General features: G+C 59.6%; 17 protein-coding genes and 1 pseudogene. 12 read left to right on the forward strand and 6 right to left on the reverse strand.

Going from position 1 to position 20,273, the window contains the following annotated elements; translation table 11 throughout:
- Window positions 1-43 precede the first annotated feature (43 nt).
- The 5 genes from KHO30_RS04000 to KHO30_RS04020 form a co-directional block, all read right to left on the reverse strand.
- Complete coding sequence (locus KHO30_RS04000) at window positions 44-922, reverse strand: DMT family transporter (RefSeq protein ID WP_211700114.1); 879 nt, start codon at window positions 920-922, stop codon at window positions 44-46.
- Between the two features lie 195 nt (window positions 923-1,117).
- On the reverse strand, window positions 1,118-2,437 hold the full coding sequence (gene deoA / locus KHO30_RS04005) for a thymidine phosphorylase (RefSeq protein WP_211700115.1): 1,320 nt from the start codon (window positions 2,435-2,437) through the stop codon (window positions 1,118-1,120).
- A gap of 16 nt (window positions 2,438-2,453) precedes the next feature.
- Window positions 2,454-3,728 carry a NupC/NupG family nucleoside CNT transporter gene (locus KHO30_RS04010; protein WP_093636918.1) on the reverse strand — a complete coding sequence of 425 codons (1,275 nt, stop codon included), beginning with the start codon at window positions 3,726-3,728 and terminating at the stop codon, window positions 2,454-2,456.
- A 108-nt stretch (window positions 3,729-3,836) separates the two neighbouring features.
- Entirely contained in the window at window positions 3,837-4,859 is a 1,023-nt protein-coding gene (locus tag KHO30_RS04015; protein ID WP_425312889.1) for a purine-nucleoside phosphorylase, read from the reverse strand.
- Between the two features lie 81 nt (window positions 4,860-4,940).
- Window positions 4,941-5,891 carry a nucleoside-specific channel-forming protein Tsx gene (locus tag KHO30_RS04020; protein WP_093636923.1) on the reverse strand — a complete coding sequence of 317 codons (951 nt, stop codon included), beginning with the start codon at window positions 5,889-5,891 and terminating at the stop codon, window positions 4,941-4,943.
- A 465-nt stretch (window positions 5,892-6,356) separates the two neighbouring features.
- Between KHO30_RS04020 and KHO30_RS04025 the strand changes: the two genes are divergently transcribed.
- The 4 genes from KHO30_RS04025 (at window position 6,357) to KHO30_RS04040 (ending at window position 10,282) form a co-directional block, all read left to right on the forward strand.
- On the forward strand, window positions 6,357-6,659 hold the full coding sequence (locus tag KHO30_RS04025) for a flagellar transcriptional regulator FlhD (RefSeq protein WP_200619001.1): 303 nt from the start codon (window positions 6,357-6,359) through the stop codon (window positions 6,657-6,659).
- A gap of 139 nt (window positions 6,660-6,798) precedes the next feature.
- A complete protein-coding gene (locus KHO30_RS04030) occupies window positions 6,799-7,965 on the forward strand; it encodes a helix-turn-helix domain-containing protein (protein WP_244863933.1) in 1,167 nt (388 codons plus the stop codon).
- A 214-nt stretch (window positions 7,966-8,179) separates the two neighbouring features.
- The gene (locus tag KHO30_RS04035; RefSeq protein ID WP_211700116.1) at window positions 8,180-9,895 is read left to right on the forward strand and encodes a methyl-accepting chemotaxis protein; all 1,716 of its coding nucleotides are present in this window, start codon (window positions 8,180-8,182) and stop codon (window positions 9,893-9,895) included.
- Window positions 9,896-9,928: 33 nt separating this feature from the next.
- Window positions 9,929-10,282, forward strand: coding sequence for a hypothetical protein (locus KHO30_RS04040; protein ID WP_143131731.1), 354 nt, complete (start codon window positions 9,929-9,931; stop codon window positions 10,280-10,282).
- A 56-nt stretch (window positions 10,283-10,338) separates the two neighbouring features.
- Here KHO30_RS04040 and KHO30_RS04045 read toward each other — a convergent pair.
- Window positions 10,339-11,256, reverse strand: a pseudogene (locus KHO30_RS04045) (LysR substrate-binding domain-containing protein).
- Between the two features lie 194 nt (window positions 11,257-11,450).
- Between KHO30_RS04045 and KHO30_RS04050 the strand changes: the two are divergent.
- The 8 genes from KHO30_RS04050 to KHO30_RS04085 all read left to right on the forward strand — a co-directional run bounded on the left by KHO30_RS04050 (window position 11,451) and on the right by KHO30_RS04085 (window position 20,267).
- On the forward strand, window positions 11,451-12,179 hold the full coding sequence (locus tag KHO30_RS04050; RefSeq protein ID WP_200651773.1) for an isochorismatase family protein: 729 nt from the start codon (window positions 11,451-11,453) through the stop codon (window positions 12,177-12,179).
- 248 nt (window positions 12,180-12,427) lie between these two features.
- Window positions 12,428-13,402, forward strand: coding sequence for a PhnD/SsuA/transferrin family substrate-binding protein (locus KHO30_RS04055; protein WP_200619005.1), 975 nt, complete (start codon window positions 12,428-12,430; stop codon window positions 13,400-13,402).
- A gap of 73 nt (window positions 13,403-13,475) precedes the next feature.
- Complete coding sequence (locus tag KHO30_RS04060; RefSeq protein WP_093636943.1) at window positions 13,476-14,501, forward strand: amidohydrolase family protein; 1,026 nt, start codon at window positions 13,476-13,478, stop codon at window positions 14,499-14,501.
- A 44-nt stretch (window positions 14,502-14,545) separates the two neighbouring features.
- A complete protein-coding gene (locus tag KHO30_RS04065; protein WP_211700117.1) occupies window positions 14,546-15,397 on the forward strand; it encodes an amidohydrolase family protein in 852 nt (283 codons plus the stop codon).
- A gap of 84 nt (window positions 15,398-15,481) precedes the next feature.
- On the forward strand, window positions 15,482-16,762 hold the full coding sequence (locus KHO30_RS04070; protein ID WP_211700118.1) for an MFS transporter: 1,281 nt from the start codon (window positions 15,482-15,484) through the stop codon (window positions 16,760-16,762).
- Between the two features lie 63 nt (window positions 16,763-16,825).
- The gene (locus KHO30_RS04075) at window positions 16,826-17,812 is read left to right on the forward strand and encodes a DODA-type extradiol aromatic ring-opening family dioxygenase (protein WP_200651770.1); all 987 of its coding nucleotides are present in this window, start codon (window positions 16,826-16,828) and stop codon (window positions 17,810-17,812) included.
- A 49-nt stretch (window positions 17,813-17,861) separates the two neighbouring features.
- Complete coding sequence (locus KHO30_RS04080) at window positions 17,862-18,719, forward strand: HpcH/HpaI aldolase family protein (protein ID WP_211700119.1); 858 nt, start codon at window positions 17,862-17,864, stop codon at window positions 18,717-18,719.
- Window positions 18,720-20,267, forward strand: a complete 1,548-nt coding sequence (locus tag KHO30_RS04085; RefSeq protein ID WP_211700120.1) for an acetolactate synthase large subunit — start codon at window positions 18,720-18,722, stop codon at window positions 20,265-20,267.
- Window positions 20,268-20,273: the final 6 nt, after the last annotated feature.

Consider the following 20,273-nt stretch of genomic DNA (forward strand, 5'->3'; position numbering starts at 1 on the left):
AGGCGTCGATAGTTTAGATGTCAAGTAAATTGTCGGAAGGCTCCTATGCCCGTTGCCGTCCAATCTGCAACATCGCGATACTGGCAAGAATCAGGGCGATGGCGGCCACTTCCAATGCGCCAACCTTTTCCCCGGCGACCCAACCAATCAGAAGCGCAACGGTAGGTGTAATGTAGGTTGAGCCCGAAGCGGCAACTGCGCCGAGCTCCTGCAGCAGGAAGTAGTAGATCAGAAAGGCAATGCCGGTTCCCAGGACACCAAGTCCGACCACGACACCGGCGGCCGCCCGCCAATCCTGCAGTATGTGCCGCATCCCGGTGAAGTCTGTGAGCAAGATCAGTATGAGCAGGGCCAGCCCCATCTGCCACGTGACCAGCGCCAGGGGTGGGAGGTTGAATGGCGACAGAAAACGGCGGACGTAAACATACGACAGCCCGAGGGTGATCGCACCTGCCAACATCCAGAAAACGCCGGCAAGATCGATGGGGTTGTCTGCACCTTCCCAAGGCCGAGCAATCAGAACGATGCCGGCAAATCCCAGAACCACGCCTGCCACCATCAACCCGTTCACCTTCTCGGTTCGCAGGAGCAATAGTGAGGAGATAGCAGTGAATATGGCAATGGAGCCGCCCAAAACGCCTGCGGTGCCCGAAGGAAGCAGCGCAGTGCCTTTTACGATGGCAACATAGTAGAAAGCTGTCGCCACAGAGGCCATGACGAAGAAGTGAGGCAGATGACGCACCTGGCTACGGTTGATCACTCCCTGATGCCAGGCGGCGAGTGCCAGTGGCAGGAAGCCGAAAAGTACCCGTAAAAACGCGATCTGCATTGGGCTGATCAGGGTCACCGCCCACTTCATGTAGATAAAGTTCGATCCCCAGATGAAGCCAAGAAGGACGAAGGCAGCCTTGGTAAGCCTCATAGTGCATGCCTCGCCGACCAATGAGATTGATCGTCAGTACATCAAGGCCGAAAATCTGCGGATAGAACAAAAGCGGCATCGCCGTAGGACGTACTGGTCGTGATTCGGCGGCCGCATCGCATGTGCGTTTCCAATTACGCATCCGTGTCGAGAACCAGAACTACGGCACGCACGGTGCTTGACTCCCCGTCGGCTCTACTGAACGATTCGATAGATGGTTGGCGGTAGCGTTTCGCCTGCCGCGGAAAGCGTGTATGCGCGCTGCACCTCCGCCACCGCATGCGCCGCTTCCTGGGCGCTGTGTGCGTGCACGAAGCCAAGTGGCTGCCCGACGTCCACGTGTTGTCCAAGCGGTACGAGTTCCGATAGGCCGACAGCGTAGTCGATCGAGTCTTCCGCCCGCACCCTGCCTCCACCCAGTTCTACGACTGCGACGCCGAGCGCGCGGCAGTCGATCCGCTCTACCTGTCCCTCCCCCGGTGCAGGAACCGGAATCCTGATCTGCGCTTTGGCCAGATAACGCGCAGGCGCGTCGATCAAGTCGATGGGGCCGCCCAGCGCCGCCACCATTTTCGCGAAGCGCTCCGCGGCCGCACCGGAGTCGAGCACCGCCTGCAACTTGACTCGCGCCTGCGCGTGGTCGGTAGCAATGCCGCCGTTGATCAGCATCTGCGCGGCGAGCGCTATCGTGACGTCGTGCAGACGATCTGGACGCGACTTACCTGTCAAATAATCGATTGCGCACGCCACTTCCAGCGCATTGCCCGCGCACGGCGCGAGCGACTGGTTCATGTCGGTCAGCAGCGCCGTGGTCTTCATGCCTGCGCCGTTGCCGACGTCGACGATGCTCCTCGCGAGTTCGAGCGATTTTTCCGGAGTCGGCATAAACGCGCCCGAGCCTACCTTGACGTCCATCACGAGACCTTCAAGCCCTGCTGCAAGCTTCTTCGACAGGATCGACGCAGTGATCATCGCGACGGATTCGATCGTCGCCGTGTTGCCCCGGATCGCATAGATGCGCCTGTCGGCGGGCACGAGCTGCGCAGTCTGGCCGATGATCGCCACGCCGACGTCGCGTACTGCGTGCTGAAATTCGTTTGTATCGGGCGTCACGTTATAGCCCGGGATCGAATTCAGCTTGTCGAGCGTGCCGCCCGTATGTCCGAGCCCGCGTCCGGAAATCATCGGCACATAAGCCCCACAAGCGGCAACCATCGGACCGATCAACAACGAGGTCAGATCGCCGACGCCACCGGTCGAGTGTTTGTCGACGATCGGTCCATTCAGGTTCAACGCATGCCAGTCGAGTACCTGCCCCGAGTCGCGTTGCGCAAGCGTGAGCGCGACGCGTTCGTCGACGCTCAGGTCGTTGAAATAGACTGCCATCGCGAATGCTGATACCTGCCCCTCGGTGACGCTGCCATCCACCACGCCGCGAACGAACGCTGCAATTTCGTCCCGCTCGAGTGGCTGCCGGTCACGTTTCTTGCGAATGAATTCCTGGGGCAGGAACATGACGACTCCTTCAATATCAATGCAAGGAAAAGAAGAGACCGGCAATCGCCGCGCTCATCAGATTCGACAGCGTGCTGGCCGTCAGCGCGCGCAGACCGTGGCGCGCCACTTCCGAGCGACGCTCCGGCGCTACAGCACTGAATCCGCCGGCCAGAATCGCGATCGACGAAAAATTCGCGAAGCCGCACAGCGCAAACGATACGATCGCAATCGTCTTGGGATCAAGAACCTGCAGTCCCGCCGCGGCGACCTGCGCGGTGTCCTTCAGGTACGGCGACAGGTCTCCGTAGGCGACGAACTCGTTGAGAATCAGCTTCTCGCCGATGAAGTTGCCGGCTAGCGACGCATCGTGCCACGGCACGCCTATCATCCAGGCAAGCGGCGCCAACAGGCCGCCCAGCAGCCCCTGCAGCGTGACGTTCGCAAAGCCGAACAATGCGGCAATGCCGCCCACGCCCGTATTGACGAGCGCAATGAGACCGATGAAGGCAATCAGCATCGCACCGACGTTGATGGCGATCTTCAGTCCGATCATCGCGCCCGAGGCGGCCGCCTCGATGACGTTGGCTGAACCCTTCTCGTCGAAATCCAGCCCGTCGATATTCATCTGGGTTGGCTCGACAGTCGGATACAGCAGCTTGCCGAACAGCAGGCCGCCCGGCACGGCCATGAACGATGCAGCCAGCAGATACTCCATTTTCACGCCAAGGCCGGCATAGGCAGCAAGCACGGACCCTGCTACCGAAGCCATCCCGCTTGACATCACGGCAAAGATCTCCGCGCTGGTCATTTGCCGCACGAACGGTTTCACGAGGGCCGGCATTTCGCTTTGACCGAGGAAGATGGTTGCGACTGCCGAGCACGCTTCAATGCGGCTCACCGCCAGCAATTTTTCCAGCGCCATACCGACGATGGTGACGATCCACTTCATGATCCCGACGTAATAGAGTACCGCGATCAGCGCGGTCACGAAGATGATCATAGGCAGCACACGCAGGCCGAACACAAAACCGCCCGCACCGAAAAGCTCGAACATCTTGCTGTCGACCAGCCCGCCGAAGATAAACGACACACCATGGTTGCCCATTTCGAGCACACGGTTGACAGCGGTGGCAACGACCGCGAGCGCGCTACGTCCGAACGGGACGAACAGCACGAGTGCGCCGATTGCCAACTGTGTCGCAAGCGCGGCGAAAAGGGTCCGGGGCCGCACCGCGCCACGGTTGTTCGATAGCAAATAGGCAATCAACAGCAGTATCAACATGCCGCAAAGGCTGCGCACGATATCCACGTAGTTCCCCTTCGAAGTTAGGGAAATAAGAACGCCCCGGATTGAGGCGGACGGCACGACCGGAGGCGGACATCTTTTCCACCGGTCGTGAGAATCAACACGGTGTGTTTAATTGGCCGGTACGCCGTCTTTCCAGTGCTTCCAGTCCTTGACGATCGCAGCCACGAGCGGCGAGCCGGTCAGATAGAGGTTGTTGAGCGCCGGGACAAAGCCACCTTGATTCTGGTAATCGAGCAGGTTGTCGACGTTCGAGACGCCTTGTGGCGGGCGATCGAAGTCCGAACCGGCACGCAACACCGCTACGCGCTGCGTATCGGCGAGGCCCGCCGCCTGCGCACGCTTGATGACCTCGAAGGTCGCGTTGTCTTCCTGCTGCGTCGTGCAGTACACGCCCTTGCCGTCGGTCAGAAGCCTGGTCCAGTCGCGGGCGCGCTGCCCTAAGGCATTGCCCGAGAACCACGTATCGCCCGCGAGGGTGTCGCACCGGATGACGGTCGGACGCTGATTGGCCGGCGCGCTCTGATATTTCGCGCGATAGGCGACTGCCTGCGGGCTGTCGGTCAGCGTCACGTCGCGCGAAAGACCGTAGGCCTTTTGCAGCAGCGCCTCGTTCAGTTGAAACACTTCGGTGCGGTAATCCAGCGGCGGTTTTTCGTTTTCGCTCTTTGTGTTGATGCCGAGATAGCCGGACTTCCATCCCGTCGGAATCTCACGCGCATCCAGTTCCCACTGGATGCCGAAATCCACCAGATAGCGCGCCCAGGCGGCTGAGCCAAGCGTTCCCTGCGCGGGGTCGATTCCGGCGATGCCCGATACGAGGAAGTACGTCTTGCGTAAATCGAATTTTCTCGAATACACCAAAGCGGACATCGAGGCCGCCGCGTTCGTGTGGCCCATGCCGGTCGTCAGGACACACACGCTGTCGTGGTTGCACTGGACGTCGGGATAGTCCGCGGACAGACCCGGTACCTTGACGTGTTCCATCGGACCCAGGTGGTCCAGCCACACTTTGCCTTCCGGCCCGAACATGCTGATGATGAGGACCTTCACAGGCCGCGGACGTTGCGTGGCGTCACCCGCGGAATGGGCGCTGGTCACCAGCGAAACCGCGAATCCCAATCCCGCAAGCATTCGCCAAAATTTTTGCTTTAACATGAAATCGGTGTCCCTGATCGTTTGTGAGGTTTGATCTGGTTTGTGTTGTCTATGCGATCAGAACTGGTAACCGACGCTGGCGTAATAGCCCCAACCGGTCGAACGGTTTGCAAACGGACCATCGCCAAAGTTGAGGTCTCCGCCAGCCCATTGACCGCCGTTGTGGAAGTAGCGGGCCGCGGTCCAGAAGCGCCAATGCGTAAACGAGTAGATCAGCACGTTTGTTGCGACGAAGGCCGTATCGGTCCGGGTATCGTCACCCGTCTTTTCGCGCAGCCGGGAGCCGAAGTCATAGTTGAAGAAGCCGACATAGGTCAGATTGCCGCCGTGGAACGTGCCAAGCGGATAGATGTACTTCATCTGGGCGCGATAGCCGTCCCACGAGTTCTCGTTCGCAGCGCCGTAGTTTTCCCATTGACGCTTCACATACAAATTAGCGGACAGAATCAGTGGGGTGTGTGTGTCGATATCCGTGCCGATGCCGCTGTACAGGGTGTTCTGGCGGCCACCGATGTTATAGCCCTGGTCGTAAATCCAGTCGAACGCCAGATACCATTCCTTGAATGGGCCAAAGCCAAGGTGCTTGCCAACGAGGTCGTCGATCGATACGCGCGGCTCCTGCTCGCTGAAGACAGGTGACCCTCTATCCCACACGCCGGAGTCATGCGTACTGCCCACGCCGAAGACCTTCGGCGCATCCACGTAACCGTACAGATCGAACGGACCCTTGCGGCCGAAGTATTCGTACTCCAGGTACACGTCATTGGTCTTGTACGGACCGAAGCGAATGTCTTTCGAGCCAATCACGCCCAGACTCTGGTGAAACCAGCTCGACACATAAGGAGAAGCCGCCGTTTGCGGCGTCGGATTAGTCACGACAGCACCGCTTTCCGCAAGCGTCGAGTCAGTGGAACCGTCGGCCCAGGCCGTTTGCGCGACCAGCAGGCTGACCGACATCGCCATACCGATCCAGGTCGCAAGCGCGCCACAGCGCCTTGCGCGAGCCATCCATTTCTTTCCGTCCATTTCTTTTGGATACCTAATGTTAGTCATCGGATCGAATCCTTACTGTCGTTAATATTTTCGATGAGCCACTGCTATGTGAATCTCTCCAAACCTCGGCAGGAGCACCGCTAAACTGCAGACCGCATGTTCTGCGTGCACTGATGCCCCAATGTTGACCGGTCAGTCAGCTTTAAACGCCAATACCCATGCAGGCCGCGAGTAAATGCAGGAACCATGCCAAAGTTGTCTGATCGGTCAGGATTTGGATTCGCGCCAGGACGGCGCAGTGCATGTAGGGAGTTCCCTACGGAAATTTCCGTATCAACCTAGCGAAGTTTCCGAGAGTCCTGACTGCGCGGCACCCGCCGCGGATCTACCATCTACATACGGTGACGTTTGTTGCGTCTGTGCGCTGCGCGGGGCCTTCGCAGCAGGGACGATCCGGTCGGTATTGCGGGGGGAGTTGAAATGGAACACGACGCGCACCGTCTGATACACGAGATAAATCTTTCCTATCTTCTCCTGACCCGGCGCCTACTCGTGGAAGACAAAGCTTCGGGCACGAGCAGTCTCGGTGTGCTGCCGGAGGTGGCCGATGTTCTGATGGCGCTTTCGCCCGAAGAGATCGAGAGGCTCGCCTCTACTTCTCAGATACTTTGCTCGTTCCGCTTTCATGACCACACGGTGCTGTCCGCGCTAACACACAGTCAGGTTGAGGTTGCGGTCATGGCGCGTTCGCCGGTGTGCCAGCCGGTCGGGCAACGCGCTTAAGCCGAAACCATTTCTCCCCGGTCTTCGCGCCCCACCGCACAGCAAAACGCCGCATTGGTGGAGGAAAGTGCCGCAGCGGCTCAGAGTGTTGAACATCAATCGCGCTTGTTACTTGAAGCCGTCTCGGTCCTTGAGCCGGATGGCTTGGCTCAAGCCGGTGAGCGCCGATCGTTCTCCTGTCTGGGACCGCATGGGTACGGTCCCATCGGTGAGTTATCAATCACTCGTTCTGCATACGATGCACTTTACTGCCGAAGATCTTCGTCTCGTGCTGGAGCTGGTCGAACTACTCGGCAGGCCCTCGCCCGAGAATCTTATCGATCGCCCAGACGTAATTCAGAAACTTGCGTCTCTATTTCACGCAGACTTCATCGGACACGCCATTTGGAGTCGCGACAATGGCCAATTCGAACAGGCCACTCACTGGGGCCGCGACGCTCACATGGCTGTGGAATACGAACAGCATTTTCAGTTTCTTGATCCAATCTCCCCCCTGCTAATTGGGCGCGAGGACGCGGTTCTAAGCGACAGTTTGATCGATCGTCGAACTTTCCGTAACACAGAATATTTCAGTGATTTTCTTTCACGTTACCGGGTGTATTCCGGCGTCGACCTGTACCCGCACGAAGCCGGGCACGTTCAGTTTAACTATCGGTTTTGGACTAGCAATCAGAAAAAGCGCTTCGGAGAGCGCGAAGTTGCTTTGCTCAATATGCTGCGTCCTTACCTGATCAACGAATACCAATTACGCCACGTAGTGCGCACCAACAACCAGACGGATACAGCCATAGAAAATTACGCGAGCTTCCTGGTTCAGGAATCAGAAAAACCGAAACCCAATCAAAAGGCTCATAAGCTTCTGGCTGGTCTGCAACCGGCTGAAAGGGATGCGTTGTGCCGTCTGATATCCCGGATCCCGTATGAGCCATCTGCGACCGCGCAATGGAACGGTTTCGACCTTTGCGTCGAGTACGCTGCCGATGAACGCAAGAAGGGACGTGCGTACATGGTTTACCTGTTGGCACGTACGGTCGGTTCAGGCTCCTGGTTTCAGCAACACTTTGACCTCACTCTTCGTGAAGGCGAAATTTGCCCCTTGCTGCTCAAGGGTCTGGCCGACAAACAGATAGCAGCCATCCTGAAGATCAGCTACTGGACTGTGCGCATTCATGTCGGCCGAATACTTGAAAAACTGGCGATCGATTCTCGCGCCGGCATCGGGCTTGCCGTGCTCAAGGCGAGCCACAACACCAGGGCCGACAAAGCGTATCTACCGGACACGTCATCCATTGTGATTCCGTCCTAAGGCGGTTACCCCGATGCGATAAAACACGTCCCGCATGGCTAGGATTAGCTATTCAGACCCCGTACACGTTGCCGTTACTTCCTATACAACTCGCGTCAGCAAGCGGAAGGTCTTGTTGCGGTATTCGGCAAGCCCTGGTGGAGATCAATGTGCTCCCGCTGGCGCCGGGAATGCCATCAACTCGCGCTACGCGTACCACGGATAGGAACAATCAGTGAACTTAAGCATTCGAAACCGGCTCATCGCCATTGTCACGAGCCTCGTGCTCATCACGCTCGCCTTGAGCACCTTCTTTCTCATGCGTCTTAGTGCCGCTGGAAATGAATTGGAATCGATGTACAGGGAGGATTTTTCTGATGCGGCGTCAGTTAGCGAGATCGATGGACTACTCACTCGGAGCGACATCAACATTCTCCGGATGATCGCGATTGGGGACCCTGCCTCTATTGCCGGATGGAAGCAGGAAAATACAGAGCGGTTTAGCCAGGTCGACAAAGTGATAAGCGAACTGGCAAGCCATCGCGATGGAGAAAAACTGGAGGTGGTCAAGGGGCTACAGGACGCCTACCAGAAAATGCAGGCTGGGATGAAGCATCAGGTGGAGCGTATTGAGGCCGGGGATGTGAAAGGCGGTGCCGAAGTGAACAGGCTGGAAGTCAAGGATAACGCGAACCACGTTTTCGGCATTCTTGCCAAAATGAAACAGGATTTGCGCACGACGGCTCAGGCGCGTTTCGCTGCACAGCAAGTTGCTATTGTGACTACTCGCTACATTTCTTTTGGCGTGATCGCCTGTGCCGTGCTTTTCGCTGTTGGCGCCTTGATCTATTTGCTGCGTGCAATCCTGATACCGTTGAACACGTCAGTTAGCATTGCCGAGCGGATCGCAACTGGGAAGCTCGGGAACGACATCCCGAACCAATCGCAAGACGAGTTCGGGCAACTTCTCTCGTCCCTCAAGAAAATGGATCAGCAGCTGAGCGATACGATTCACGGGATCAAGATATCCGCAGAATCGGTCACGGTGGCGTCGCGGGAAATCGCAAGCGGTAACACCGATTTGGCGGCCCGTACCGGGCAACAGGCCGCATCGCTGGAGGAAACGGCAGCGAGCATGACGCAGTTGACCGAGACGGTAAAACAGAATGCCGACAATGCCCGCCAGGCTAATGCGCTGGCAACGCGCGCTACCGACATAGCTGACGCTGGTAATGAAACCGTACAAGGCATGGTAGGAACGATCGAGAAAATCAGTGCGAGTTCGAGCAAGATCTCGGAGATTACCGGTGTCATTGAAGGCATCGCGTTCCAGACCAACATTCTGGCGCTGAATGCAGCGGTGGAGGCCGCGCGTGCGGGTGAACAGGGGCGTGGTTTCGCTGTCGTCGCCAGTGAAGTTCGCAGTCTGGCTCAGCGCTCTGCCGCCGCTGCGAAAGAAATCAAGGAATTGATCGGCTCCTCGGTGGCAACGATTCAGGACGGCTCCATGCAAGCCGTGGAGGTCAGTTCGACCATGGGACAGGTCAAGCAGGCGATCAAGCAGGTGTCCGATATTGTCGGCGAGATCGCTGCAGCGTCCGAAGAGCAAAGCCGTGGCATTGAACAGGTGAATCAGGCGGTCGGCCAGATGGACGAAGTCACACAACAGAACGCGGCGCTCGTCGAGCAGGCAGCGGCCGGCGCAAAATCACTTGAGGAACAGGCAACCAGATTGAAGGATGCAGTCTCGGTGTTTGAGGTGGCCGGCGGCGCAGCTCACATTGAGCCGCGAGTGGTTCTGCCGCAGAGCAGGCCTCGACTGCCTGCGTCGAATGCTCAAACGACGCGTCGCGCACAGCCCACGAAGCCGAGGATTGCGCCCGTCACTATTGCCGACAAACCGGCAATGGTCGCCGTGGATACGGCCGGCTCGGACTGGCAAACCTTCTGACCAGAACCCAAACCTATGTATAACGACTCCAAAATGCAGAGCGACGATGCACAACAAGCCGACGCCGCGTCGGCAGAACAATCGCCACTTGCCCTGGCAGTTCAAATCCGCAAGGAGAGTGACCACGCGTTACTCAACGCCCTCACTGCGCTATCGAAGGTAAATGGCCTTACTGTTGTTCAGCATGATGCGCGCCTTGCAGTCATCGGCGAATTGCTGGTTTCCTTGCTGACGCACTTGCCCAACGCCATGCGGTCCGACATTGCCGCCTCGTTCCGCGGCAGGATTGAAGATTTGATGAGCCTCAGCGACGACCGGTGCTTACCGGAAAAATATCACTCGTCGCTCTTAACCGAGGTCAATCGGTATCTGAATGCACTCCGATAGAAGGAGAGGCCGTGGACCACGCCTTCGCCTTCGAGGGTGAAGGAGCCACGCTGGTACTAACCCAGGAGCGGCGGCAATTCGTCCTTCAGGAAATCGACGAAGGCGCGTACCGCAGGCATCATGCCGCGGCGCGTCGGAAACAGCACGGCCAATCGTCCCTCCCGCGAGCGAAATTCCGGCAGTACGAGGCTCAAAGTCCCCATCTCGATCTCCCGCGTGCAGGCATAGAGAGGCAGGCTGGCGATGCCCATTCCTGCCAACGCGGCTTCCTTCAGCGCCGCGATATTGTCGCTCTGCAGGCGGGGCTAAATCGTCTGCATGGAGACATCGCCATTCGCGCCGATCAGGCGCAATACGGTCACTGGCCTACTGATCGATTCGTAGATCAACAGATCGTCGCGAGGTAGCGCATCAGGCGTACCAATCGTCCCGGTCTTCGCCAGATACACAGGACTGGCCACCAACCCCCAGCGCACCGTGCCCAGCGGCGCCTGAACCAGGCTGGAAAGCTCGACGTCAAAACCTAGACCTCGTATCACCACATCGACATGTTCTTCAAGAAGGTCGACCTGTCGATTACTTGCCTCGATGGCCAGCCGGACCTTCGGGTAGCGCAACATGAAGCGGGGCAGCAGCCTGGCCAGCAGGATGTCTGTAATCGCGACGGACATGCTGGCCCGCACCAGCCCCGAGGGCTCGGCAGTCCGCCGCCGAACCGCTTCCTCACCAGCCTGCGCTTCGGCAATCATGGCCCGGCAATGTGCGTACAACTCTTCGCCGGCGTCGGTCAGGCTAAGCCGGCGTGAGGTTCGGTGAAGCAGCCGAACGCCGAGCTTGGCTTCCAGATCGGTGATCCGGCGGGAGATATGGGATTTGCTTACGCCAAGCGCCTCTCCCGCGGCGGTAAAACCGTGGTGCTCGATCACCTGAGCAAAGAGATAGAGGTCGTTCAGGTCAGAAGAGACGGGGTTCATCCGACGTCCGGTAGTCGTTGGGTAGGTCTATCGATCGTTGCCTGTGGGAAACGATAGGTTGAGAAATACCATATTTATCGATCGTCGTTGCGGAAATATGATTCCTCTCAACCCGGCGCAGATGTGCACCGGACGGTCCGGCAGGACGGTTCTACGTCGTTGCCGCATCCAAAATGCCAACGTTAATCAAGACCATGAAAATCCTTAATCTCCTGAAAGCTGTCGTTCTTCCCCTGGCGATCGTCGCCACCTCTGCCGCCACGATCCAGACGGCCAGCGCAGCGCCCGCGACGAGCGCAGTCGCTCCGTCGGGCGCACCGTACTCGTTGCTGTCGCGGGACAACACGGTGCTCGTGCTGGTTGACCACCAGGTTGGCCTGTTCACCGGCGTGCGTGACATCGATACTGGTGAGCTCAAGCATAACGTCGTGGCGCTCGCCAAAGCCGCGAAGACGCTCGGCATCCCGGTCATTGTCACCGCTACGATGCCTGACGGCATGTGGGGTCCCACGATCCCTGAACTGACTGCCGCGCTTCCGGGTGTGCCGGTGATCAGCCGGACCTCGATCAATGCATGGGACGATCCGAATGTGCGCGCCGCGATCGAGAAGACCGGCCGCAAACAGATTCTGATCGCCGGTGTTTCGCTGGAAGTGTGTGCCACGTTCCCGGCGCTGTCGCTCAAGGCTGCAGGCTACGATCCCCGCGTGGTGCTCGACGCATCGGGTACGTTTAGCGATACCAAGCGCACGGTGGGGCTGCAGCGTCTGGCAGGCGCCGGCATCCCGGTGACCGATTACGCCACGGCTGGTGTGGAAATGCTGCACGGCAACGACGACCCGAAGGCGCAGCAGGTGTACGCCGATCTCGACATGCCGTTTGCCAACCTGGTGTGGCAGCTCAAGAACGCTTCGCGCAAGTGAGGCAACAACCCGGTCCGGCGAGGGCGAACTGCGTCCTTGGGCGCCCCCGCCATCCATCAACAAAAGTGCCATTGAATCTGACTTTTGTGTAGGGACGCGCGCTCCGTCGTCAAATATTCTTACTCCATCGAGTCGATACGTCCTGCGCGGATTCCATCCAGCCGCCGGCGACGACAAGTCCGCAATCATTTTGCATGGGACCGGAGTGAGCTCTAAAGCGCCAACTCCGGTCAACATAGGAGAGGAAGTTGACCAGGAAAGTCCCGCTCAAGATTGCAATCGCTGAGCACCCCCACACATCGGCCATTCGTAACGGATCCATTTCCATCGAGGGTGTGGATGCCGAGTTCATCACAGTCCAGCCGCAAATTGGCGCATTTCGCCGGATGGTGCGCGACGTCGAATTCGACGTTTGCGAGTTGGCGCCGACAACCTACATCATCGCCCGCGCCTATGGTGCGCCGTTCGTCGGATTGCCGATATTTGTCGTGCGGCGTTTTCACCACGGCGGTTTGCTGGTGCGCCCGGACGCCGGGATCAAGACCCCCAAGGACCTGGAAGGTAAGAAGGTCGGCGTGCGCGCCTATTCGGTCACGACCGGCGTGTGGACGCGCCAGGTCCTGATCGACGAGTTCGGCCTCGATTCTTCCAGGGTGACCTGGGTTGTCGATGACGAGGAGCATGTTACGCAGCTCAAGCTGCCGTCGAACGTCATCCATGCTCCGGCTGGAAGCTCGTTGGCGGAAATGATGGCGACAGGCGAATTGTCGGCGGGTTTTGCCGCCGCCGCGGGTATCGGCCGCACCGGCGCGCCCACGGGTGGATGGAAGGAGGTCGAGGCCGACTATCCCGATCTGTTGCCCAATGCGACCGAGCTCGAAAGCGAGTACTTCGCCCGCACCGGGGTCTACCCGATGCACGGCACTGTCGTCGTTAAGGACGCGGTGCTCGCCGAGCATCCGTGGATCGCGAAATCGATTTTCGACGCCTTCGCACAGGCGAAAAAGGAATGGCTGGCGCGCCTCGATGCCGGCGAGGCGACGAGCGCCAGCGATAAGAAGTACCTCGAACTGCGCAAGATCGTCGGACACGATCCGCTGCCGTACGGTCTGCAGGAAAACCTCAAGACGATCGAAACACTTGAAGCCACCGCGTTCAAGCAGGGTCTCACGCCGCGCCGCATGTCCATTGACGAACTGTTTGTGGACCCATTGGCCCGCTGACCCGCACGCAACTGATCTTGCATGGGACCAGAGTAAGGCGCTGAAGCGCCAACTCTGGTCGACAGGAGACGACATGATTATCGATTGCCACGGTCATTTCACGACCGTACCCGCTTCATTCCGCAACTGGCGAGCCAGGCAGGTCGAATTCGCGAACGACCCGGTCAACGCGCCATCGCGTGCCGCCGCGCATGTGAGCGACGACGAGATTCGCGAAGCGATAGGAAATGGTCAACTCAAGCTGCAGCGCGAGCGCGGCAGCGACCTGACGCTGTTTTCGCCGATCGCCGGATTGATGAGCCACCATCTGGGCAATGAGCGCACGAGCCTGGAATGGGCCGAAGTATCGAACGACCTCGTGCACCGCGTGACGGAACTCTATCCGGACAACTTCGCGCCGGTGTGCCAGTTGCCGCAATCGCCGGGCGTGGCGCCCGCGAATTCCATCCCCGAGTTGCGACGCTGCGTCGAACAAATGGGCTTTGTCGGGTGCAACCTGAACCCCGATCCGAGCGGCGGCTACTGGACCGGCAAACCGATGTCCGATCGCGAGTGGTATCCGATCTACGAAGCGCTGGTCGATCTGGATGTGCCGGCGATGATCCACGTGGCGGCTTCATGCAATCCGTGCTTCCACGGCACCGGCGCCCACTACCTGAACGCCGACACCTCGGTGTTCATGCAACTGCTGCAGTCCGATGTGTTCAAGGATTTCCCGACACTGCGCCTCGTGATTCCACACGGCGGCGGCGCGGTGCCTTATCACTGGGGGCGCTATCGCGGCATGTCGCTTGAAATGTGCGAGCGCCCGCTCGAAGGGCTGCTGAACAACATCTTTTTCGACTCCTGCGTCTACCACAAGCCGGGCGTCGAGTTGCTGACCAAGGTGGTGCCAACCGACAACGTGCTGTTCGGATCGGAAATGATCGGCGCCGTACGGGGCAAAGATCCGGCAACCGGCCAGTACTTTGACGACACCAAACGCTATATCGACGCGTGTACTGCGCTGACGGACGAGGATCGCTACAAGATTTTCGAGGGCAATGCGCGGCGCGTCTACCCGCGCCTCGATGCGCGCCTGAAAGCGCGCGGCAACTAACTTTGGCGCGAGCCATATGCAATGAAACACGCACAGAGACACTCATGACTTCCGCAATCGTTGATATCCATCCCCACATCATTTCCGATGACGAGAGCCGCTATCCACCGGCGCCGTTGTTCGGAAAGCGCTCGGATTGGTCGAAGGAGCGTCCCACTACCGTTGAGACGTTGATCGCGGCGATGGACGCGGCCGGCGTCGCCAAGGCCGCGGTGGTTCATTCTTCGACGACCTACGGTTTCGACAATCGCTATGTCGTTGAAGGTTGCGGCAAATATTCAGACCGGCTGGTTGCCGTCGGCTCCGTTGACGTACTGCAGCCGGATGCACCGGAACGCATTCGGGAATGGGTCGGGCTCGGTCTAGCGGGTCTGCGTTTGTTCACCGGCGGCAGCACCAAGGAGTTCGATCCGAGCGAACTCGACGATCCGCGTGCGTTCCCAGCGTGGGAACTGTGCGGAGAACTCGGCCTGACGATGTGCATCCAGACGGGGCCGATCGGACTGCCGCAGGTCACGGCGCTTGCACGGCGTTTCCCTAAGGTGCCCATCATCCTCGATCACCTGGGGCGCCCCGAAGTAGCCGATGGTGCGCCCTATGCCGCGGCGCGCAGCCTGTTCGACCTGGCGTCGCTCGACAACATCTACCTGAAGCTCACGCCGCGCATCTTTGGCGATGTGAAGAAGGAAAAGGCGAGCGCCGAAACATTCTTCCCGCGCGTGGTGGAAGCCTTTGGTGCAAAGCGGATGGCCTGGGGCTCCAATTATCCGACCTCGCCCGGGACGCTCCCGGAAATCCTCGCGACGGCCCAGGCGGGTCTGGCATGTCTGAGCGACGAAGACCGCGCGTGGATTTTCGGCAAGACCGCGCAGCGACTATATCCGGCCCTGGCCTGACGTTGCGTCGCCTCCGTGCCGGCAACCGAAGATGGTTTGCGGTGGCCGGCACGCAGAACCAATCACACTAAAGAGAAAGAGCAGATGGAGACAAGCAAACCTGGACGACCCGGGATCGCGAGCCGCTGGGCTGTCCTCGCGCTCCTCGCGATCGGTGTGCTGATTTCCTTTGTCGATCGCACCAGCATTTCTTCGACACTGGCGGACGCAGGCTTCGTTCGACATTTTTCGCTGACGAACGTCGATCGCGGCTGGATCAACTCGGCTTTCTTCTGGTCGTATGGTCTGTTCCAGGTGCCGATGGGCTATGTGGCTGACCGCTACGGCGTGAAGTGGCCTTACGCAATCAGCTTTGCGCTGTGGTGTATCGCGACCGCGCTCATGGGGGCGGTGACGGCGCTCGCGAGCCTGGTCGTCATGCGTCTGATCATCGGCATGGCCGAAGCGATCGTGATTCCTGCGAGCTATCGCTGGATTCGCAACAATTTCGACGAAAGTCAAAACGGCCTGGCTGTAGGCCTCCTCGCAATGGGGAACAAGTTTGGTCCTGCACTCGGCGCGCCGGTGGGCGCCTGGTTCATCGTCAATTATTCGTGGCAAGTCATGTTCATCGCGACGGGTCTTGTCGGGTTGATGTGGTTGGCTCCGTGGCTTCTGCTGGTCAGGAACGACCTTCCCTCCAGAACGCAGCTCACGGCGGCGAATCGAAGCGCCCGTACAGTCAGTCTCGGCAGCATCCTGTCCAGCCCGGTGGTGTGGGGCGGAATGATCACGAACTTTTGCTACGGCTATTTCACGTTCTATTGCATGACGTGGATGCCCGCCTATCTGGTCGAGCAACGCGGCCTGTCGATTTCAAGGTCCGGGCTCTATACGTTCTTCAGCTTCGCCGGAATCGCGATCGTCGCGGCGATCGCGGGATGGGCAGCGGACCGGATCATCGCCCGGGGAGGCGACCCGATTCGGGTGCGCAAGGCTTTCACTATCGCGGGCTTCGTGGGCGGATGCACGGTTCTGCTCGGCGCCTATGCCCATTCACTTGAGATGGCGCTGTTCTGGAATGTGCTCTCGCTCTCGCTGCTCGGCTTGACCACCGCGAACAATCTCGTGCTGTCGCGCCTGACCTTGATTCCGAAGCAGACGATCGGACTGGTCACGGGCGTGCAGCAGGTGGCCACCAGTCTCGCGGGCGGCGTGGCGGCAAGTCTGTCGGGTTGGTTGCTCCACGTCAGTGGAAGCTATGACCTGCCGATGCTCATGATCCTGGTCTTCCTGCTGATCGGCGCGTTGACCACGATGATCCTGTTCCGTCCCGAATGGGCGCCCAAGGTAACCGAAACGCACGGCTCGCTGCGGCAAGCCTAGAACGCAGGGCATGGCCGGACCAGCCGGCCTTGATGCACACATTAATTCATTGAGAAACCATATATGGCGAAGATCGTATTCGGGATGGCAGTGCCGCATAGCGGCATGCTCGGTCAAGCACCGGAGGACTGGCTGAAGAACGGGGAACGGGACCGCAACAATCCGGAGTTGTGGTACCGCAACCGGACCTGGACCTATCCCGAGCTAGAAGCGCACCGCGAAGCAGCGTTCGAGAAATTCCTGACGCTCGAGGAGCGCACTGCGCGCGCCACGCGTTGCCGTACCGCGCTCGATGCGATGGCCGCCGCCTACCGCGACGCCAACATCGACGTCGCGATCATTCTGGGCAAAGACCAGAAGGAAATCTTCACCGATTTCTCGCCATCGATCGCGATCTACAGCGGCGAAGAAGTTCACAACGGGCCACCGCAGCGCGCTGTCTATGCACCCGACCACCACGTCACACACAAGTGTCATCCGAAGCTGGCCGCGTATCTCATCGAGCATTTCCAGGGCGAAGGTTTCGATCTGACCGATCTTTTTGCGTGGCCCGACAACGTGTGGATGAAGCCGCTGCCTGAGTATCCGGTGGTACCGCATGCCTACAGCTTCGTTTATCACCAGATCATGGGCGACAACCCGCCGCCGCATGTGCCAATCATCATGAATTGCTTCTATCCGCCGACGCAGCCTTCGATGTCGCGCTGCATCGAATTTGGACGGGTGCTGCGCGATGCGATCAATGCATGGCCTGACGATGTGCGGGTCGGCATTTTCGCCTCGGGCGGTTTGTCCCACTTCGTCAACGACGAGGAGTTCGACCACAGCATCATGAAGATGCTGGCCGACTACGACTATGACGGCCTGGCCGCCGTGGATGACCGCTCGTATCAGTCGGGCACTTCCGAAATCAAGCTCTACGTGAGCGTGATGAAGGCGGTTCAGGAAACGGGCGCCGAGATGACGCTGGTCGACTACGTCCCCTGTTGGCGCACGCCTGCCGGCACCGGCGAGGGGATGGGTTTCATGTACTGGAAAGCGGCCGACTGATCCGGCTTCATGCAACCCCTGTGGACCCAATCACCGAGAGAGAAAGACCATGAGCGACACCCGCCTCAATAGCATTATTCGCGCTTTCGAATCCGGTAAGCCGGCCTTCGCTGCGTTTTCCAAGCTGGACAAGCAGTCTGCCATCGAGATGAGCGACGCGCCTTATGACGGCATCGTCTTCGAGATGGAACATAACCCCTACGACGTATCGGCGCTGGGTGATGCGATGCAGTACATGCTGAACCGGAAGCAGATTGCCGAATCCGGCTCGGTCGCGCCGCGCGTTACGCCAATTGCGCGTATTCCCGCCAACGGCGCGGAAATGAATCAGTCCTTTGCCAAGCAGGTGCTCGATCGCGGCGCCTATGGCGTGGTGTGGCCGCATGTGTCGACGGTGGAGCAAGCCTATAACGCTGTCGCGTCGTGCCGTTACGCCCGGCCCAAGGGCGCACCGCTGTACGAGCCCAAGGGAATCCGCGGTGACGGCCCCGCCAACGCGGCACGCTACTGGGGTTTGAGCATGGCCGATTACTACAAGAAGGCAGATGTCTGGCCATTGGCCCCCGAGGGCGAAATTCTGGTCGGGTTGATGTGCGAAAGCACGGAGGCGATTGAAAACCTCGATGACATTCTTGCGAATGTGCCGGGTATCGGCTTCATCCTCATTGGCGAGGGCGATCTCAGCCAGCAACTGGGCCATCCGCGCGATTACGAGCACCCGGTTGTAGCCGATGCCATGCGGCAGATCGTCGAGACCTGCCACAAGCACAAGGTGGTCGTTGGCAATCCCCATGTCAACGCCAAGAATCACAAGCGGCTGCTCGAAGAGGGTTACCGCTTCCTGATGTCGGCTCCGCTGAAAAGCTATGGCGTGGTCGGCATGGCGCGCGAGATGGCGGGGTATTGAATGAACGGAGCCGAAAGTCTGGTTCAGACGCTCACCGATCAGGGCGTCGACATCTGCTTCGCGAACCCGGGTACCTCGGAGATGCACTTTCTGAAGGCGCTCGAGAATCCACGCATGCGCAGCGTCCTGTGTCTTTTTGAAGGTGTCTGCACGGGCGCCGCGGACGGCTATTACCGGATGAAAGAGACGCCGGCATCCACACTCCTGCACCTCGGGCCGGGACTCGCGAATGGGCTCGCCAATATCCACAATGCCAAACGGGCATCGTCGGGTATGGTCAACATCGTGGGTGAGCATTCGGCCGCGCACCTGAAGTACGACCCTCCGCTTATGTCCGACATCGAAGGCCTTGCACGGCCGCTGAGTCATTGGGTGCGCCGCGTCGAATCGCCGCGCGCGGTGGCTTGGGACGTTGCAACCGCGGTGAGCAAGGCGAGCGAACACGTGGGGCAGATTGCAACGCTCATCCTGCCTGGTGATACCTCGTGGCAGGAGGCGGGCGAGCAGGTCGCGCCGCCGAGCACCGTAGCCGCCGCAGCGAAGACTCCAGACGTTGCGCGCATCGAGCACATTGCGCAGGTGCTGCGTTCGGGCGAGCCCACGCTCATGGTCCTCGCCGGCCACTCGACACGCGGTCGCGCGCTCGAACTGGCGGGCAAGATCAAGGCGGCGACCGGCTGTCGCATCGCGACGCAATTCTTTAGTGCGCGGATCGAACGCGGGGCAGGGCGGGCCACGCTCGAACGTATTCCTTATGCAGTCGGGCAAGCCGTCGAGTATCTGAACAGCTTCAAACACATCATCACGGTCGAGACGACCGAGCCGATCGCTTTCTTTAGCTACCCAGACAAACCGAGCTTGCTCAAGTCACCCGGCACCAGTGTTCATGCGCTGGTCGAGATGGGCGAGGATAGCGCCGCCGGCCTCGACATGCTGGTTCAGGCGCTCGGCGCGACGAACACGGCAGGCGTCCTCCAGCAGCGTTCGGATGCGACGCCGCCGACCGGCGCTCTGGGGGCCGCCAGCATTGCCCAGGCGCTCGCCGCCGCGCTGCCCGAAAACTGCATTCTCGTCGACGAATCGCTGACCACTGGCCGCGAGACGATGGGGCTGACCGTTGGCGCTGCCCCTCATGACCTCATCAACAACATGGGCGGCTCGATCGGCTATGGCACGCCGGTCGCCACCGGCGCTGCGCTGGCCTGCCCCGACCGGCGTGTGTTTTGCATGGTCGGTGATGGCAGCGCCATGTACACCATCCAGTCGCTGTGGACGCAGGCACGCGAGGGCCTGAACATCACGACCATCATCTTTGCCAACAACAGCTACGCCATCCTGAAGGCCGAGTACGCCAACATGGGCGCCGGTGCGCCAGGGGCGCGCGCGCTGGCCATGATCGATATCGATCGTCCGCGTATCGACTGGCTGGCCATGGCGAAAAGCATGGGCGTTCCCGCCGTCGCCGTGGACACAGCCGAAGCTTTCCACAAGGCCATGGCCGACTCGGTGCACGAGCCTGGCCCGTGTCTCATCGAGGTACGGCTGTAAACCCAT

It is taken from the genome of Paraburkholderia aspalathi, assembly GCF_905220735.1.
In the GTDB taxonomy this organism is placed as follows: Bacteria; Pseudomonadota; Gammaproteobacteria; order Burkholderiales; family Burkholderiaceae; genus Paraburkholderia; species Paraburkholderia aspalathi.

Coding starts and splice junctions, on each gene's coding strand:
- KHO30_RS04030 (WP_244863933.1), top strand. CDS start 6,799: ATGGCTTGGCTCAAGCCGGTGAGCGCCGATCGTTCTCCTGTCTGGGAC.
- KHO30_RS04000 (WP_211700114.1), bottom strand. CDS start 922: ATGAGGCTTACCAAGGCTGCCTTCGTCCTTCTTGGCTTCATCTGGGGA.
- deoA (WP_211700115.1), bottom strand. CDS start 2,437: ATGTTCCTGCCCCAGGAATTCATTCGCAAGAAACGTGACCGGCAGCCA.
- KHO30_RS04050 (WP_200651773.1), top strand. CDS start 11,451: ATGAAAATCCTTAATCTCCTGAAAGCTGTCGTTCTTCCCCTGGCGATC.
- KHO30_RS04070 (WP_211700118.1), top strand. CDS start 15,482: ATGGAGACAAGCAAACCTGGACGACCCGGGATCGCGAGCCGCTGGGCT.
- KHO30_RS04075 (WP_200651770.1), top strand. CDS start 16,826: ATGGCGAAGATCGTATTCGGGATGGCAGTGCCGCATAGCGGCATGCTC.
- KHO30_RS04040 (WP_143131731.1), top strand. CDS start 9,929: ATGCAGAGCGACGATGCACAACAAGCCGACGCCGCGTCGGCAGAACAA.
- KHO30_RS04080 (WP_211700119.1), top strand. CDS start 17,862: ATGAGCGACACCCGCCTCAATAGCATTATTCGCGCTTTCGAATCCGGT.
- KHO30_RS04015 (WP_425312889.1), bottom strand. CDS start 4,859: ATGCTTGCGGGATTGGGATTCGCGGTTTCGCTGGTGACCAGCGCCCAT.
- KHO30_RS04065 (WP_211700117.1), top strand. CDS start 14,546: ATGACTTCCGCAATCGTTGATATCCATCCCCACATCATTTCCGATGAC.
- KHO30_RS04025 (WP_200619001.1), top strand. CDS start 6,357: ATGGAACACGACGCGCACCGTCTGATACACGAGATAAATCTTTCCTAT.
- KHO30_RS04085 (WP_211700120.1), top strand. CDS start 18,720: ATGAACGGAGCCGAAAGTCTGGTTCAGACGCTCACCGATCAGGGCGTC.
- KHO30_RS04060 (WP_093636943.1), top strand. CDS start 13,476: ATGATTATCGATTGCCACGGTCATTTCACGACCGTACCCGCTTCATTC.
- KHO30_RS04020 (WP_093636923.1), bottom strand. CDS start 5,891: ATGGCTCGCGCAAGGCGCTGTGGCGCGCTTGCGACCTGGATCGGTATG.